Annotated in this window: 13 protein-coding genes and 1 pseudogene; 8 read left to right on the top strand and 6 right to left on the bottom strand. The window is 70.9% G+C overall.

Annotated elements, in window-relative coordinates:
- Positions 1-66 precede the first annotated feature (66 nt).
- On the bottom strand, positions 67-921 hold the full coding sequence (locus KQY30_RS04810; RefSeq protein WP_217305710.1) for a FadR/GntR family transcriptional regulator: 855 nt from the start codon (positions 919-921) through the stop codon (positions 67-69).
- A gap of 248 nt (positions 922-1,169) precedes the next feature.
- On the opposite strand from KQY30_RS04810, the gene KQY30_RS04805 reads away from it, so the two are divergent.
- The 6 genes from KQY30_RS04805 to KQY30_RS04780 all read left to right on the top strand — a co-directional run bounded on the left by KQY30_RS04805 (position 1,170) and on the right by KQY30_RS04780 (position 5,419).
- Positions 1,170-1,493 (top strand): L-rhamnose mutarotase, encoded by a 324-nt coding sequence (locus KQY30_RS04805; protein WP_217305709.1) that lies wholly within the window; start codon positions 1,170-1,172, stop codon positions 1,491-1,493.
- An 89-nt stretch (positions 1,494-1,582) separates the two neighbouring features.
- On the top strand, positions 1,583-2,416 hold the full coding sequence (locus KQY30_RS04800; protein WP_217305708.1) for an amidohydrolase: 834 nt from the start codon (positions 1,583-1,585) through the stop codon (positions 2,414-2,416).
- Positions 2,413-3,426, top strand: coding sequence for an aldo/keto reductase (locus KQY30_RS04795; RefSeq protein WP_217305707.1), 1,014 nt, complete (start codon positions 2,413-2,415; stop codon positions 3,424-3,426). The genes KQY30_RS04800 and KQY30_RS04795 overlap by 4 nt, the downstream gene beginning before the upstream one ends.
- A gap of 33 nt (positions 3,427-3,459) precedes the next feature.
- Complete coding sequence (locus KQY30_RS04790; protein ID WP_217305706.1) at positions 3,460-3,711, top strand: hypothetical protein; 252 nt, start codon at positions 3,460-3,462, stop codon at positions 3,709-3,711.
- Complete coding sequence (gene ligD / locus KQY30_RS04785) at positions 3,708-4,733, top strand: non-homologous end-joining DNA ligase (RefSeq protein ID WP_217310742.1); 1,026 nt, start codon at positions 3,708-3,710, stop codon at positions 4,731-4,733. The genes KQY30_RS04790 and ligD overlap by 4 nt, the downstream gene beginning before the upstream one ends.
- A gap of 200 nt (positions 4,734-4,933) precedes the next feature.
- Entirely contained in the window at positions 4,934-5,419 is a 486-nt protein-coding gene (locus KQY30_RS04780) for an SRPBCC family protein (protein ID WP_217305705.1), read from the top strand.
- Here the strand turns inward: KQY30_RS04780 and KQY30_RS04775 are convergent.
- The gene (locus KQY30_RS04775) at positions 5,401-6,600 is read right to left on the bottom strand and encodes a CdaR family transcriptional regulator (protein WP_217305704.1); all 1,200 of its coding nucleotides are present in this window, start codon (positions 6,598-6,600) and stop codon (positions 5,401-5,403) included. The genes KQY30_RS04780 and KQY30_RS04775 overlap by 19 nt on opposite strands.
- A gap of 287 nt (positions 6,601-6,887) precedes the next feature.
- Here KQY30_RS04775 and KQY30_RS04770 point away from each other — a divergent pair, with 287 nt between their 5' ends.
- Complete coding sequence (locus tag KQY30_RS04770; protein ID WP_217305703.1) at positions 6,888-7,889, top strand: thiamine pyrophosphate-binding protein; 1,002 nt, start codon at positions 6,888-6,890, stop codon at positions 7,887-7,889.
- Positions 7,859-8,614 carry a thiamine pyrophosphate-dependent enzyme gene (locus KQY30_RS04765; protein ID WP_217305702.1) on the top strand — a complete coding sequence of 252 codons (756 nt, stop codon included), beginning with the start codon at positions 7,859-7,861 and terminating at the stop codon, positions 8,612-8,614. The genes KQY30_RS04770 and KQY30_RS04765 overlap by 31 nt, the downstream gene beginning before the upstream one ends.
- Before the next feature lie 91 nt (positions 8,615-8,705).
- Here the strand turns inward: KQY30_RS04765 and KQY30_RS04760 are convergent, their stop codons facing one another.
- From KQY30_RS04760 to KQY30_RS04745, 4 genes and pseudogenes are all read right to left on the bottom strand, one after another.
- Entirely contained in the window at positions 8,706-9,461 is a 756-nt protein-coding gene (locus KQY30_RS04760) for a trans-aconitate 2-methyltransferase (RefSeq protein WP_217305701.1), read from the bottom strand.
- A 79-nt stretch (positions 9,462-9,540) separates the two neighbouring features.
- Positions 9,541-10,764 (bottom strand): aminotransferase class V-fold PLP-dependent enzyme, encoded by a 1,224-nt coding sequence (locus KQY30_RS04755; protein WP_217305700.1) that lies wholly within the window; start codon positions 10,762-10,764, stop codon positions 9,541-9,543.
- 5 nt (positions 10,765-10,769) lie between these two features.
- Positions 10,770-12,122 carry a pyridoxal-phosphate dependent enzyme gene (locus KQY30_RS04750; RefSeq protein ID WP_217305699.1) on the bottom strand — a complete coding sequence of 451 codons (1,353 nt, stop codon included), beginning with the start codon at positions 12,120-12,122 and terminating at the stop codon, positions 10,770-10,772.
- Positions 12,119-13,590: pseudogene (locus KQY30_RS04745) on the bottom strand (Y4yA family PLP-dependent enzyme). The gene KQY30_RS04750 and the pseudogene KQY30_RS04745 overlap by 4 nt, the downstream one beginning before the upstream one ends.
- Positions 13,591-13,734 lie beyond the last annotated feature (144 nt).

The raw sequence follows: 13,734 nt of genomic DNA, 5'->3' as shown, positions 1-13,734 counted from the left end.
CCGTGAGCCAGGTGGCCGGCGTCCGACCGCCGGCCCACGAGGTGGACTTCTCCAGTGCTACGAGTGCTACGAGGCGGACGTCTCCTGCGAGAGGGGGTCGTCCGGGGAGGCGCTGTTCTTCGGCGGACGCCCGGCCGGCCCGGAGGCGGTACGGGAGTCGAGATTGAACAGCCGGTCGCGGATCTTCCGTTCGAACTGGCTCTGCGTCGTGGCGATGTGCTCCACCATCAGCTCCCCGGCGAGACCGGCCTCCCCCGCGGCGACCGCCTCGGCAATGGCGAGGTGCTGTCGTGCCGCCACTTCCAGCGAACCCGGCGCGTCGCCGTGGAAGAGCAGCACATCGGACTGTGACGCGAGCCGCCGCACACCGGCGACACTCGATCTCAGGAACACATTGTGCGCGGCGGCCCCCACCGCGTCATGGAACGCGGCATCGGCCTTGGCAAAGCCGTATGCGTCCGACTCCCGGGCCGCCACCAGCGTGGTCTCGGCACACTCCCGGATGGTGCGGACCTCGATCGGGGTGGCGAGGGACGCCGCGCGGCGCGCCGTCTCCGACTCGATGACCGTCCGGTAGTCCAGCAGCATCAGGACGTCTTCCATGCTCGTCGGCCGGAAGTGCGAGAGCGGGTCGTCCACCAGCCCGCCGCCCGAGTCGGCGACGAAGATGCCGGCACCGCGCCGCACACTGAGCCGGCCGATCGCGGCCAGGACCTTCACCGCCTCGCGGGTCACATTGCGGGAGGCGCCCAGGATCTGGGCCAGGCCCTGTTCGGTGGGCAGCCGGTCCCCGGCCCGCAGATTCTGCTCGGCGATGTAGCTCAGCAGTTGCTCGGCGACCAGTTCGTAGCCCGGCCGGTAGCGACGCGACGCGTCGTCGTCCCCTTCGCCTTCGCCAGGGATCTGTGATGGAGCCGCCACGGTGTTACCCCCTCCTCATGCCGCTTCGGATTAATCAGGTTCATCGGCGGGGCAACTATGACAGCCGCGTTACGCGTTGAAAAGAGTCTGGCGAAAACTCTGGTTACTTGATCCCTGATACCACCTCATATCGCACTAAAAGGGATGCGATGCTCCGGGCTATTGCATGGAAGGGATCAGATCCTTAAGGTCCTGCCTGTCCGATGAAGCAGATCCTTTGAAGTGGATCCTTACGGAGAGGGAGCGCGATGCGACGCTTCGCCGCGGTGATCCGGCTGCGGCCCGAGAAGGAAGCCGAGTACCGGGCCCTGCACGCAGCCGCCTGGCCGGGTGTGCTCGCGGCCCTCAAGCGGGCCCACATCGGGAACTACTCCATCTTCCTGCGGGACGGCCTGCTGTTCAGCTACCTGGAATACACGGGCACGGACTACGCCGCCGACACCGCGCTGATCGCGGCCGATCCGGTCTCCCGGGAGTGGTGGGCGCTGACCGACCCGTGCCAGCAGCCGCTGGACAGCGCGGCCGAGGGGGAGCGGTGGGCCGCCGCCGAGGAGATCTTCCATCTGGACTGAGGCGGCCGGGACTCCGTACCGCGCCCCGGCGCCCGTACCCGTAACTCCGCCCGCCCACCGCATACTTCGCCGACCCGGAGGACCGACCGGTGCGCATCGACGCCCATCACCATCTATGGGATCTCGCGGTACGCGACCAGCCCTGGACCCGCGACATCCCGGCCCTGCGCCGCACCTTCACCACCGCCGATCTGCGGCCCGCGCTCGACCGGAACGCCATCGACGCGACCGTCGTCGTACAGACCGTCGCCGTGGCCGAGGAGACACCGGAACTGCTCGCCCTGGCGGCCGCCGATCCGTATGTCCGGGCGGTCGTCGGCTGGACCGGCCTGACCGGCCCCGGAATCGCCGACCGCCTCGCGGAGCTGCGCGAGCTGCCCGGCGGCCCGGCCCTCGTCGGCATCCGGCACGGCATCCAGGACGAGACCGATCCGGAGTGGATCGCGCGGCCCGAGGTACGGCGCGGTATCGAGGCGGTCGGCGCCGCGGGCCTGGTGTACGAACTGCTCGTACGGCCCGACCAACTGCCCGCCGCCGTCCGGACCGTACGCGACCTGCCGGATGTCCGTTTCGTCCTGGACCACGCGGGCAATCCGATTGTCGGCGCGGACGGCCTTGAGCCATGGACCGCGCTGCTGACCGAGCTGGCCGGCTGCCCCAACGCCGCCGTCAAGCTGTCCGGCCTGGTCACCAGGACCGGCGCGGACCCCGCCGCCGCACTGCGCCCCTACGCGGACGTACTGCTCACCACCGTGGGCCCCGGCCGGCTGATGTACGGCTCGGACTGGCCGGTCTGCCTGCTCGCGGCCGGGTACGACGAGGTCCTGGCCGTCGCCGAGACCCTCACCGGCGCGCTGAGCGCCGACGAGCGCGAGGCCGTCTTCGGCGGGACGGCCGCGCGCTGGTACGGGATCGCCGCGTGACCGCCCGCCGGCTCGGCCGTACGAACGTGGGCGTCAGCCCCCTGGGATTCGGCGCCGCGCCCATCGGCAACCTCTACACCCCGCTCGACGACGACCGGGCACGGGCCACGGTCGAGGCCGCCTGGGACGCCGGGGTGCGCTACTACGACACCGCGCCCCACTACGGCCTCGGACTCTCCGAACGGCGGCTCGGCGCGGCGCTCGCCCACCGGCCCCGCGCGGAGTTCACCGTCTCCACCAAGGTCGGCCGGCTGCTGGAGCCCCACCCCGCGCCCACCGGATCCGACCTGGCCGCCGGGGGTTTCGCCGTACCGGACACCCTGATCCGGCGCCCCGACTACTCCCGTGACGGTGTGCTGCGCAGCCTGGAGGGCAGTCTGACCCGGCTGGGCCTGGACCGGGTGGACATCGTGTATGTGCACGACCCCGACGATCACCTCGACACCGCCCTCGGCCAGGCCCTGCCCGCGCTGGCGGCGCTGCGCGACCAAGGGGTGATCGGCGCTGTCGGTGTCGGTATGAACACCGTCTCCCCGCTGCTCCGGGTCGTCGCCGAGGCGGATGTGGACGCGGTGATGGTGGCCGGCCGATGGACCCTGATCGACCGCACGGCCCGCCCGCTGCTGGAGGCGTGCGAGCGGCGCGGTGTGTCGGTGGTCGCCGCGGCCCCCTTCAACTCCGGACTGCTCAGCCGGCCCCGCCCCGCCGACGACGCCTCCTTCGACTACGGTCCGGCCCCCGCCGAGACACTGCGCCGCGCCCGCCACCTCGCCGACATCTGCGCCGCCCACCACACCGTTCTCCCGCACGCCGCCCTCCGCTTCCCGCTGCGCGCCCCGGTGGTGGCGGGAGTGGTCGCGGGCTTCCGTACCCCGGACGAGGTGATCTCAGCGGCGCGCTGGTCCGCCATGGATCTCCCGGAGTCCACCTGGTCGGCCCTCGACGAGACGGCCGAAACCGCCCAGCCGTTTCCCGGTTGCCGGGCGGGGTGGGGTGGCGGAGCCTCGTAGCGAGGGGTTTTCCTTGAGGTGAAGGCCGGTCTCATGACGGAAAGAGAGAGCCCGCAGGTTCGTATCGCTCCGGTTGTGGTGCTGCCGGTCAACGCGGGGGATCCGCCGTTCCGGCTGGTGGAGGTACTGGGCGAGCTGGTCGGCAAGGCCTTCTCCATCGAGGACGTGTACGAATACGCCTATGCGGCCGGTGTGAGGGGCGCCGATCTGGAGGATCCGGCGGTGGTGCACTGGGTGGGCGGCGATCAGTACACGTGGAGCGTCAGACGCTGGGGCCGACGGTGACCTCCCTGCTGGAGACACTGCCCGCGAGCGAGCGGCGGAAGCTGGGCGGCGCCCGGTCCGGGGTGGAACTGGCGGCGCGGCCCATGCTCGCCACACTGAGCGACCGGCGTGACTTCGGCGATGAGTGGATCTTCGAGCGGAAGCTCGACGGGGTGCGGGTGCTCGCAGTACGGGACGAGCGCGGGGTGCGCCTTCTGTCGCGCACCGGACGGCGGCTCAATTCCACATATCCGGAGGTCGTGGACGCCCTCACCGCACAGGACCGCGCCGATTTCACCGTGGACGGCGAGATCGTGGCGTACGCGGACGGGCGCACCGACTTCGCGTTGCTCCAGCAGCGGATGGGGCTCACCGACCCCCGGCAGGTCCGCGCCAGCGGGGTGGCCGTCACGTACCACCTCTTCGACCTGCTGCGGCTCGACGGCGTAGATGTCACCAGGCTGCGGCTGCGCTCCCGCAAGTCCCTGCTGCGCAGAGCGTTCGCGTACCGTCCGCCCCTGCGCTTCACCCCGCACCGCAACCGGGGCGGCCAGGAACTGCTCGACCGGGCGTGTGCCCAGGGGTGGGAGGGGCTGATCGCGAAGTGGGCCGACGGGCCGTACGAGCCCAGACGCTCTCCGTCCTGGCTGAAGCTCAAGTGCTCACGGAGCCAGGAGTTCGTGATCGGCGGTTACACGGAACCGTCCGGCGCGCGGGTCGGCTTCGGCGCCCTGCTGCTCGGCTATTACGAGAGGAGCGGGGGCGGACGTCTGCGCTACGCGGGCAAGGCCGGTACGGGCTACGACCACCGGACCCTGCTCGACCTGCGGCGACGGCTGGACGGGATGGGCGTGGACCGCTCGCCGTTCGCCGATCCGGTACGGGAGCGGGCGCCGCACTGGGCCGCGCCGCGGCTTGTCGCGCAGATCGCCTTCACCGAATGGACCCGGGACGGCATGCTCCGTCACCCCCGCTTCCTGGGCCTGCGCGACGACAAGCCGGCCGAGGAGGTCGTACGGGAGACCGCCCCCGGAAGGGCATGAGCGCCCGCGTCGCCCCGGCCCGGCGCCGGGCCGGGGCCGTCCCCGGCTCGGGCCGCCGGATCGCCGGGAAGGTGCTTTGATCGACGTAAGGGCGTGGGCTTCCACGGATCCGGCTTCCACGGATCCGGCTTCCACGGATCCGGCTTCCACGGATCCGGCTTCTGCGGATCCGGCTGCCGGCGATTCGTCAGGGAGGACATATGGCCGTACGGCATCAGCTCATCTCGCGCGAGCCGGCCGTTGTCTGGGCGGTCCTCGAAGACCCGGCGCGTTACTCCGAATGGGTGGTCGGCACCGCGAGCTCCGCCCCGGCGGAGGGCCACTGGCCCGAGGTCGGCTCCTCGCTGACGTACACCCTGCGGCTGGGGCCCAAGGAGTTCCGGGGGCGTACGGTCGTACGGCGCCATGAGCCGCCCCGGTGGCTGGAGTTGGAGGCGCACAGCGGGCTGCTCGGCTCGGCGCGGATCGCGCTCGACATCCGGTCGTGGGGCGACGAGACGCTGGTGATCCTGGACGAGCATCCGCTGCGCGGCTTCGGCGGCACGGTACACAATCTGGCGATCGACGCGTTTCTCCAGGTCAGGCACCGCGATATGCTGCGGCGACTGGCGAAGGTGGTGGAGGAGTCACCGGGGCGCCCGATGCCCGGCAGTCCCATGAACGGCGGTCAGGGCCTGGGCATCTGAGCGGCCGGGACCGCCACCGGACAGAGGTCCAGCGCCAGCAGGGACCTCAACAGCCCGTCCCGGGTCCGTGGATCCCAGCCCGTGAGCGTGGTCCAGCGGTCCAGCCGGTACACCACCGTATTGGGATGGACGTTCAGCGCGCGGGCGGCGGCCGTCGGGACGAATCCGTGGTCGGCGTAGGCGGTCACGGCGGCGGCCAGATGCGGGTGCGCCGCTGCCGTACGGGCGCCCGCCCCGAGGACGTCGCCCAGCCGGCGGGACTGCTCCGCGAGGCTCGCCTGAAGCCAGGCAACCGAGTAGCGGACGGCCCCGCCGCCCTGGCGCAGGGCCAGCGACAGCGCGCCGTCGGCGTCCTGGAAACTGTCGGCCGCGCCCGGCAGACCGGCTCTCGGCAGGCCGATCCCGAGCGGCAGCCGTGTGGCGCCCGCACCCTGCTTCACGGTCCGCGCCGCCCGGATCGCCCGGGAGAGCGACCGGAGGATGACCCGGTCCTGCACCCCCTGGCTCAGCACGGACATCGCGCCGCCGTGGATGGTCGCCACCACCACACCGGGCACGGTGGCGGCGTACCGGCGGAAACTCTCCAGACCGCCGCTCGGCAGATCGCCGGACCGGCCGCGGAACGCCTGGAACTCGCCGGCCGGGTCGTATCCCAGGGACCGGGCCAGCGTCACCGTCGCCTCATCGGCCGGATCGGCCGAGGCCATGGCCTCGATCAGCCGTCGGTAGCGGTCCTCCTGTGCCGACAGCTCGGAACGTACGACCCCTTCGTACGCGACGGCCACCGCGTTCGTCAGCTCCCGGATCCAGGCCCAGAACAGGGTGACCTGCGCGGCCAGCTCGGTGACCGCCTGCTGGCCCCGGCCGACGGCGTGCCGCATCATCGCGTTCCAGGTCTCGCGGTAGCCGATGTGATACGCGCCGAGGAGTGCCTCGATCGGCAGGCCCTGTGCCGCCCGTGCCGCTCCCAGCCGCGAGGATTCACGCAGATATCCGGGGGAGGGCATGATTCCCTGGTCGAGGCCCTCCAGCAGCCAATGGAGCTGTGCCCTCACATCGCGCATGTGTTCCTGCTCGGGCACGACTGAATACTGGGGGATTTCCGCGCGGATGACGGCCGTGACCTCCGGCGCGAAGGACGGCAGTTCGCCGATCATTTCCCGGAACAATGGATCGATCATGGGTCGCCTCGTGTCCGAGCGGTGACCGCGCCCGGGCCTGGCTCTCAGCCCGCTCCCGACTCCGTTCCCGGCCCTGTCCCCGCTCCTGTGGAATCACCGTACATCCCGCTCCAGGAGTCCGCCCGGCCAGTGGGTTCCGGTGCCACCGGGCCCGCTGCCCCTGAGGATTCCCCAGGAAACCGGCGGACGAATTCTCGCTTCCTCTGTTACCCGGGGCAGCCGGATTCCCGGACAGTGGAGGGTGCAGCGCCTGTTTTGTATTCTTCGTATTCGGGAGTGAAACCCCCATGAAGCCTTGTGACATCACGATCACCGAATACCTTCTCGACCGCCTCGCGTCTCTTGGAGTGGACCGGCTTTTCGGAGTTCCCGGCGATTACAATCTCGCCGCTCTCGACAAGGTGATGGAGGACCCGCGAATCGAGTGGGTGGGGAACGCCAATGAACTCGGAGCCGCCTACGCCGCCGACGGCTATGCGCGTGTGCGGGGATTGGGCGCGCTGCTGACGACCTTCGGGGTCGGGGAGCTGAGCGCCGTCAACGGGGTGGCGGGCAGCTACGCCGAGTACGTGCCCGTGGTCCATCTCGTCATGGGTCCTGCCACGGCCATGGAACAGACCGGGGCGCTCGTCCATCACACCGCCGGGGACGGCGACTTCGAACGCTTCGCGCGCGCCCAGCGGAGCGTCAGCGCCACCACGGCGGCCCTCACCCCCGACAGCGCCGCCGAGGAGATCGACCGCGTTCTGCTGACGGCTCTTCGAGAACGGCGGCCGGTCTATCTGCGCATGGCCTCCGACGTGGCACTTCTCCCCGTACCCGCGCCGACAGGACCGCTGCCCGCGGAAGGTCGATCCTTCCCGGTCGACGCCCGGTCCCTGGAGCGTTTCACCGAGGACGCGCGCCGGAAGCTGGCCGGTGCGCACAGTGCCGCGGTGCTGGCGGATTTCCTGGTCGACCGGTTCGGCGCGCGGGACGCGCTGGCGGCGCTGCTGGACTCCAGCGGCGTGCCGTTCGCCACGCTCGCCATGGGCAAGACCGTCGCCGACGAGACCCGCCCGGCCTGGCTCGGGGTGTACGCGGGTGCGTTCGGCGATCCCCGTACCCGGCAGGTGATCGAGGAGGCGGACGTGCTGATCCGCGCGGGGGTGCGGCTCGCGGACACGACCAGTGGCGGCTTCAGCCACGGCTTCGATCCCGGCCGGGGCATCGACCTCCAGCCGGAGTCCGCCTTCATCGACGGTACGGAGTACCCGGGGTGCCCCTGGCCGCCGCGCTCACGGCGCTGAGCGGACTGCCGGCCGAGAAGCTCCGTACCGACGCGTTCACCGGCACTTTCGGAGCTGCTTCGGCAGGCGCTTCCGCCGGTACGGGCACGGCCGCGACCGGGTCTTCGGCCGTCCGGCGGAGCCCGCGCCCCGACGAGCCTCTGACCCAGGGGTACCTGTGGCCGCGAGTTGCGCGGTCGCTCCGGGAGGGGCAGACCGTGGTCGCCGAGCAGGGCACCTCGTACTTCGGGCTCTGCACCCAGCGTTTCCCCGCCGGCGCGCGGTTCATCGGGCAGCCGCTGTGGGGGTCCATCGGATACAGCCTGCCCGCGCTGCTGGGTGCGCAGCTCGCGGACCCCGACGACCGCTGTCTGCTGGCCGTCGGGGACGGCTCGGCGCAGATGACGGCGCAGGAACTCGGCACCATGGGCCGCTACGGCCTCACCCCGGTCATCATCCTGGTCAACAACGACGGTTATACGGTCGAGCGCGCCATCCACGGCCGTGCGGCGGAGTACAACGACATCGCCCGCTGGGACTGGCAGCGGCTCCCCGGCGCGCTCGGTGTCGGTGACGCGCTCTGTCTGAGCGCCGCCACACCGGACGAGCTGGACCGGGCGCTGGTGGCGGCGGACGCGACCCCCGACCGGATGGTGCTGATCGAGGTCCGCACCGCTCCGTACGATCTGCCCGGCCTGCTGCGCGACATCACCGCGGGAATGAGCGCGCGGAACGGCATCGCCTGACCGTCTCCCGCGCCGATGGAGGGTCGCCCGGACCGGTCGTCTCCTGACAACAGCCCCGCGCGGCGCAGGACCGGACCGTACGAGCCGGGTCTCAGCGGATCGCCACCAGCACATGGCTGTTGCCGAACTGCCAGACCGGGGCGGCGTGCTGGAATCCCGCCGCGTGCAGCAGTTCGGTGTGGCGGGACGGGGGCAGCTCCTCGCCCGCCTCCGTGATGGGGCCCCGGCGGGCGCGCTCCGCGAGCAGGTCCGCCAGCTCAGGGTCGCGCGCCGCCGCGGCCCACCACGAGTCCCAGTCCTCATGGACGAAGACCCGCTGCCGCTCGGCCCGGCACCGCCCGACATGCGCCGTGATCCGGGCATGCCCGGAGGCCCGCTGCGGAAAGTGGTCGGCGTTGATGAGGACGCCTCCCGGGCGTAGCAGCTCCGCGAGCTTCTCGTACGTCCGTCGCAGGGTGTGTTCGGAGAGATAGTGCAGCGCGGTGGTGGAGACGGCCGCGTCCAGGTGCCGGCCGAGTGCGAGGGCCTCGGTCCAGCCCTCCGCGCCGATCTCCGCGTCCACATAGCGGGCGGCGTCCGCGTGATGGGTACGGGCCAGCTCCAGCAGCAGCGGATCCATGTCCACCGCCACGATCTCCGCCCGGGGGATCCGGGCGGACAGCCGCGCGGCGAGCGACCCGGGGCCGCAGCCGAGGTCCAGGACATGCGGTCGCGGGCGGTCCCGTGCCACCTCCTCGACCACGTCCGCGATCACCGTGAACCGCTCCTCGCGGTCGACCGCGTACCGCTGCTGCTGCCGCTCCCACCGCCGTACCCACGATTCAGCCGCCGCCATGCTCAGCCCCATCTGGCCGTGCCACCTTCGCCCTGCTCGTACCGGACTCGTCGAACACTTCCAACTTACAGGTGGAAACGGTTTCCATTACTCATTCGAGCCCGCTGAGGACGGCGAGCAGCCGGTCGATCTCCTCCGGGGTGTTGTAGACATGCGTGCTGACGCGGACCGACGAGGTCTTCTCGCCGGCCGCTCCCTGGCAGTGGCCGTCCGTGCGGACCATGAAGCCATGGCTGAAGAGGATGAACCCCAGATCGCTCGCGCCGATGGACCGATGGCGGAAGGTCACGATGCCGGCCCGGTGCTGGACGGGGGAGTCCTGCGCGAGACTGGTCTGACAGCCGAGGATCCGGTACGCGGGCAGATGGCGCAGCCCGTCGGTCAGCCGCAGCGCGAGGGCGGTGGTCCAGCGGGCGATACGGTCCGTTCCCGCCTCCCGCAGCCAGTCGAGGGCCGCGGCGAGGGAGGCGATCCCGGCGGTGTTGGGGGTGCCGCTCCAGCCGCCGGGGGCGAAACGCGGGCCACGCGTCTGGCGGGCCCAGACAGCACCGGTGCCGGGCAGCGCGAGTGCCTTGTGCCCGGAGAAGACGGCGAAGTCGACATCGAGACCGGCGACGGAGACGGGCTGGTGGCCGATGCTCTGGGCGGCGTCCAGACAGATCGGTACGTCGGGGCCGACGGCGGCGCGGATACGGTGGACGTTCATGTCCGCGCCGTAGACATGGTGGACATGGGTGGTGGCGACAAAGCGGGTACGGGGACTGAGCAGGCGCGCGAGGGCGGCGGGGTCGTAGTCGCCGGAGGAGGTCTGGTACGGCATCTCGCGCACCCCGATCCGTATGCCCCGGGCCGCGAGCAGGTCCCGCGCCTCCAGCCAGGGCAGCACATTGGCCTGGTGGTCGGCGTGCGGTACGACGATCTCGTCGCCGTCGCCGAGCAGTCCGGGCAGCCAGTCGAGGGCGACGGTGCGCAGGCCCTCGGTGGTGCCGCTGGTGAAGTGGACGGTGGAGCGGTCGGGTTCGGGGTCGGAGAGAAAGGACTTGATCTGCCGGCGGGTGCGTTCCACCAGTTCGGTCGAGGCGTTCGCCCAGGGATAGGTGCCCCGCCCCGCGTTGGCGTTGGCGGTCGTCAGATAGGTGTGGACGGCGTTCAGCACGGCCTCGGGCTTCTGCGCCGTGGCCGCGCTGTCGAGATACGCCAGCCCGGGGTGGGCGGTGATGATCGGGAACTGGGCGCGCAGGGCCTGCTGCCAGGCGCTCAGATCGTACGGGAAGGTCCCGCCGTCGCCACGGTCACGGAGGTCGGTCGTGGTCATCCGGGTCAGTCCCGTACCAGCGGGGCACCCGCGTCGCGCCAAGCGATGATGCCGCCGTCCAGACTGCGGGCGTCGGTGTGCCCCATCCGGGTCAGCAGCGCCGCGTACCGCGCGGACTTGTCGCCGACCGGGCAGGTCAGCAGCACCGGCTTGCGCGCGCTGAACGGGAGCCCGCCCCGGACGAGTTCGGCGAACAGCTCGTCCACGATATTGACCGCGTGCTCGATGTGCAGGGCCGCGTAGGCGGACGGGCTGCGCAGATCGATCACCAAGGGCTGCTCCCGCGCGATCCACTCCTGGGCCTCCCGCACCCGCACGGAGGCGACCGTCGCGATCTCCGTCCCGGAGACATCGAGCAGCGAGTTCTTGCGGGGCGCCAGACCGAGGAGGTCGGGACGGCGGCGCCGTACATAGCTGAGATAGCTCTCGATACGGTCGCAGACGATGAACACGGCGGTCCTGCGCTCGGCGGAGCCGGCCGGTCCGGCGCCGAGTCCGGCGCCGAGTCCGGCGTCGAGGGCGCGCAGGTGCCGTACGGTCCCGAAGTACGCGGCGCCGCCGGTCGGTCCGGCGAGGATGCCGCAGCGGCGGGCCAGCGTCAGCATCCCGTCGATGGCCTCGTCGGCGGTCACCGACTCCATGGTGTCGTAGGTGGCCGGGTCGAACAGGCCCACCTCGTGCACCTCGTCGATGGTGCGGATCCCCGGAATGAAGTCCGACTTGTCCGCGACGAGCCCGACCACCCGGACCCGTGGGTCGTGCTCCCGCAGCACCCTGGCCACACCGGTGGAGGACCCGGCGGTGCCCACGCAGGCGACGAACCAGTCGGGCACCCGCCCGTCCAGGTCCTTCACGATCTCCGGCCCGGTGCCCAGGGCATGGGCCTCGGTGTTGCGGTCGTTGAAGTACTGGTCGGTGTGCAGATACGCGCTGTCCGGGTCCGAGAGCGCGTGATGGAAGAGGGTCAGCGGATCGTCGGTGTCGGTCGGGTCGAGGCATTCGCTCCGCCCGGGAAGCTCCTCGATCTCCGCGCCCAGCAGCAGAAGCAGATCCTTGATCTCCGGGATCCGCATCCGGTTGGTCACGCTCTTGAACGACAGCCCGTGCATGCCCGCGATCACGGACAGCGCCTTCGCTGTGTTGCCGCTGGACAGTTCGACGATCTGGCTGCCGCGCTCCACCGCGGTCTCCAGTCCGGGCCTGACCATGTTCCACGCCGCGCGGTCCTTGACCGAGCCGAAGGGGTTGAGCAACTCCAGCTTGGCGTACAGATCGATATGGCGCAGACCGTGCACCCGCGGATCGATCCGTACCAGCGGGGTGTTGCCGATGGCCTGGGTGATGCTGTCGTATCTCACGCCTGTCCTTCCTGACGGAGCGTCGGCCAGTACTGTTCGTCGAGGCTCCACTGCCATGGGCCGCCGTCCTCGCCGTCCTGCCACACGGCCACCCCGCGCGCCACGGGCAGCCGTTGAGCGCCGGTGGCCTGGAAGTCCATGACGTATCCGGCGGTGTTCACAAAAGCCAGCAGGTCCCCGGGGCGCGGCAGGCGCGGCAGGAAAACCGTCCTGCGCGAGATGAGACCGGCCTCCAGACACAGTCCGCCCGCGAGATAGACCCCCACGGCTTCGTCGCCCCCGTCCTCATCGTGCTCATGCCCGATGAGGACGGGATCCATGAAGACCCCGTGGTCCTCCAGGCCGATGTCGTCGGCCTTCGCCTCCAGCCGTACGAGATGCTCCCCGGCTTCGGTACGGCGCACCTCCAGCACCCGGGCGAGCACCAGCCCGCACTGGTCGACCAGGGCCCGGCCGGGTTCGACGCACAGGTCGTACAGATTCTCCAGCAGCAGGGTGGACAGCGGGCGCCCGCCCAGCGAGGGGGCGGGGGCCGACAGCAGTTCGTCCAGGTACTGTTCGCCGGCGAGCGGGCGGTAGGCCGGATAGAGGGCCAGCGAACCGCGCAGGGTCCCGGCCTCGTCGCGCAGCCCATAGCCATGGCCGCGCCAGGTCAAGGGGGCCGCCGGCCCAGGACGGCTCTGGTGAGTTCGGTGGTGTAGCGCTCCCACTGCTCGTGGTGCGCGAGGTAGTTGACGCCGAAGCCGCCGCCGATGTCCACCAGCCGGGGGCTCAGGCCCCGTTCGCGCAGTTCGCCCATGGCCCGGATGCTTCCTTCGAGGGCGAGGGCCTTCTCGCCGACACTGGTCGTGTCCAGATGGAAGCCGACCCCGATCAGCTCCACCGCCCCGCTGTGCTCGTCAACCGCGCTGAGAGCGCTCCCAAGTTCACGCGCCGGTATGCCGAACCGGCTGGTCCGGCTGAGGACTTTGACCCCGGGCGACTCGAACGCCGAGAGCCGGAGCAGGATCCGTACCCGTGGGAGCGCGTACGAGCGTATGAGCGCGGCCAGTTGGTCCAGCTCCGCGCGGCTGTCGACATGGACGGTGACTCCGGTACGGGCCGCGAGCCACAGGAACTCCGGGGTCTTGGGGCCGGTCGCCATGATCCGGTCCGGGGTGAACCCGGCCCCGAGGGCGTGCTGTAACTCGCCCAGGGACGCGACATCCGCCGAGGCGTCGGTCGCGGCGAGGCGGCGCATCAGCGCGCTGGAACGATTCGCCTTGTGGGCGAAGCAGATCGGACCGCTGAGCTGGTGCTTGCGGTACATGGCCCGGAATCGCGCCACGTTGTCGGCCAACTGATCGGGCAGCACCACATTCAGCGGCGAACCGAGAGCGCCGACGAGCCCGCGCAGAAAGCGCTCTTCTCTCAGCAGCGCCGCCGGACGCGTCTCCACGCGTGGCTCCAGGTACAGAGGCAGGGCCACTCAACTGTCCTCTCGATCTTCATGCTGACCGGTGATCCTCTTTCCAAGTGATATTCATTTCCCTTAACGGAGCCGCTTACGCGCACTTCGGGGGCCCGGGCGGTGGATCCGGTGGCGTTGTTCGACGTACGCGTACGGTCGGCG

It is taken from the genome of Streptomyces sp. GMY02, from assembly GCF_019056675.1.
Lineage (GTDB): Bacteria > Actinomycetota > Actinomycetes > Streptomycetales > Streptomycetaceae > Streptomyces > Streptomyces odonnellii.
The sequence above is the reverse complement of the archived record's forward strand: the minus strand, read 5'-3'. Positions and strand labels throughout refer to the sequence as shown.

Excerpts from the sequence above, each read along its gene's own strand:
- KQY30_RS04775 (WP_217305704.1), bottom strand. The coding sequence starts at position 6,600 with ATGATCGATCCATTGTTCCGGGAAATGATCGGCGAACTGCCGTCCTTC.
- KQY30_RS04760 (WP_217305701.1), bottom strand. The coding sequence starts at position 9,461 with ATGGGGCTGAGCATGGCGGCGGCTGAATCGTGGGTACGGCGGTGGGAG.
- KQY30_RS04755 (WP_217305700.1), bottom strand. The coding sequence starts at position 10,764 with ATGACCACGACCGACCTCCGTGACCGTGGCGACGGCGGGACCTTCCCG.
- KQY30_RS04770 (WP_217305703.1), top strand. The coding sequence starts at position 6,888 with ATGAAGCCTTGTGACATCACGATCACCGAATACCTTCTCGACCGCCTC.
- KQY30_RS04790 (WP_217305706.1), top strand. The coding sequence starts at position 3,460 with ATGACGGAAAGAGAGAGCCCGCAGGTTCGTATCGCTCCGGTTGTGGTG.
- KQY30_RS04780 (WP_217305705.1), top strand. The coding sequence starts at position 4,934 with ATGGCCGTACGGCATCAGCTCATCTCGCGCGAGCCGGCCGTTGTCTGG.
- KQY30_RS04805 (WP_217305709.1), top strand. The coding sequence starts at position 1,170 with ATGCGACGCTTCGCCGCGGTGATCCGGCTGCGGCCCGAGAAGGAAGCC.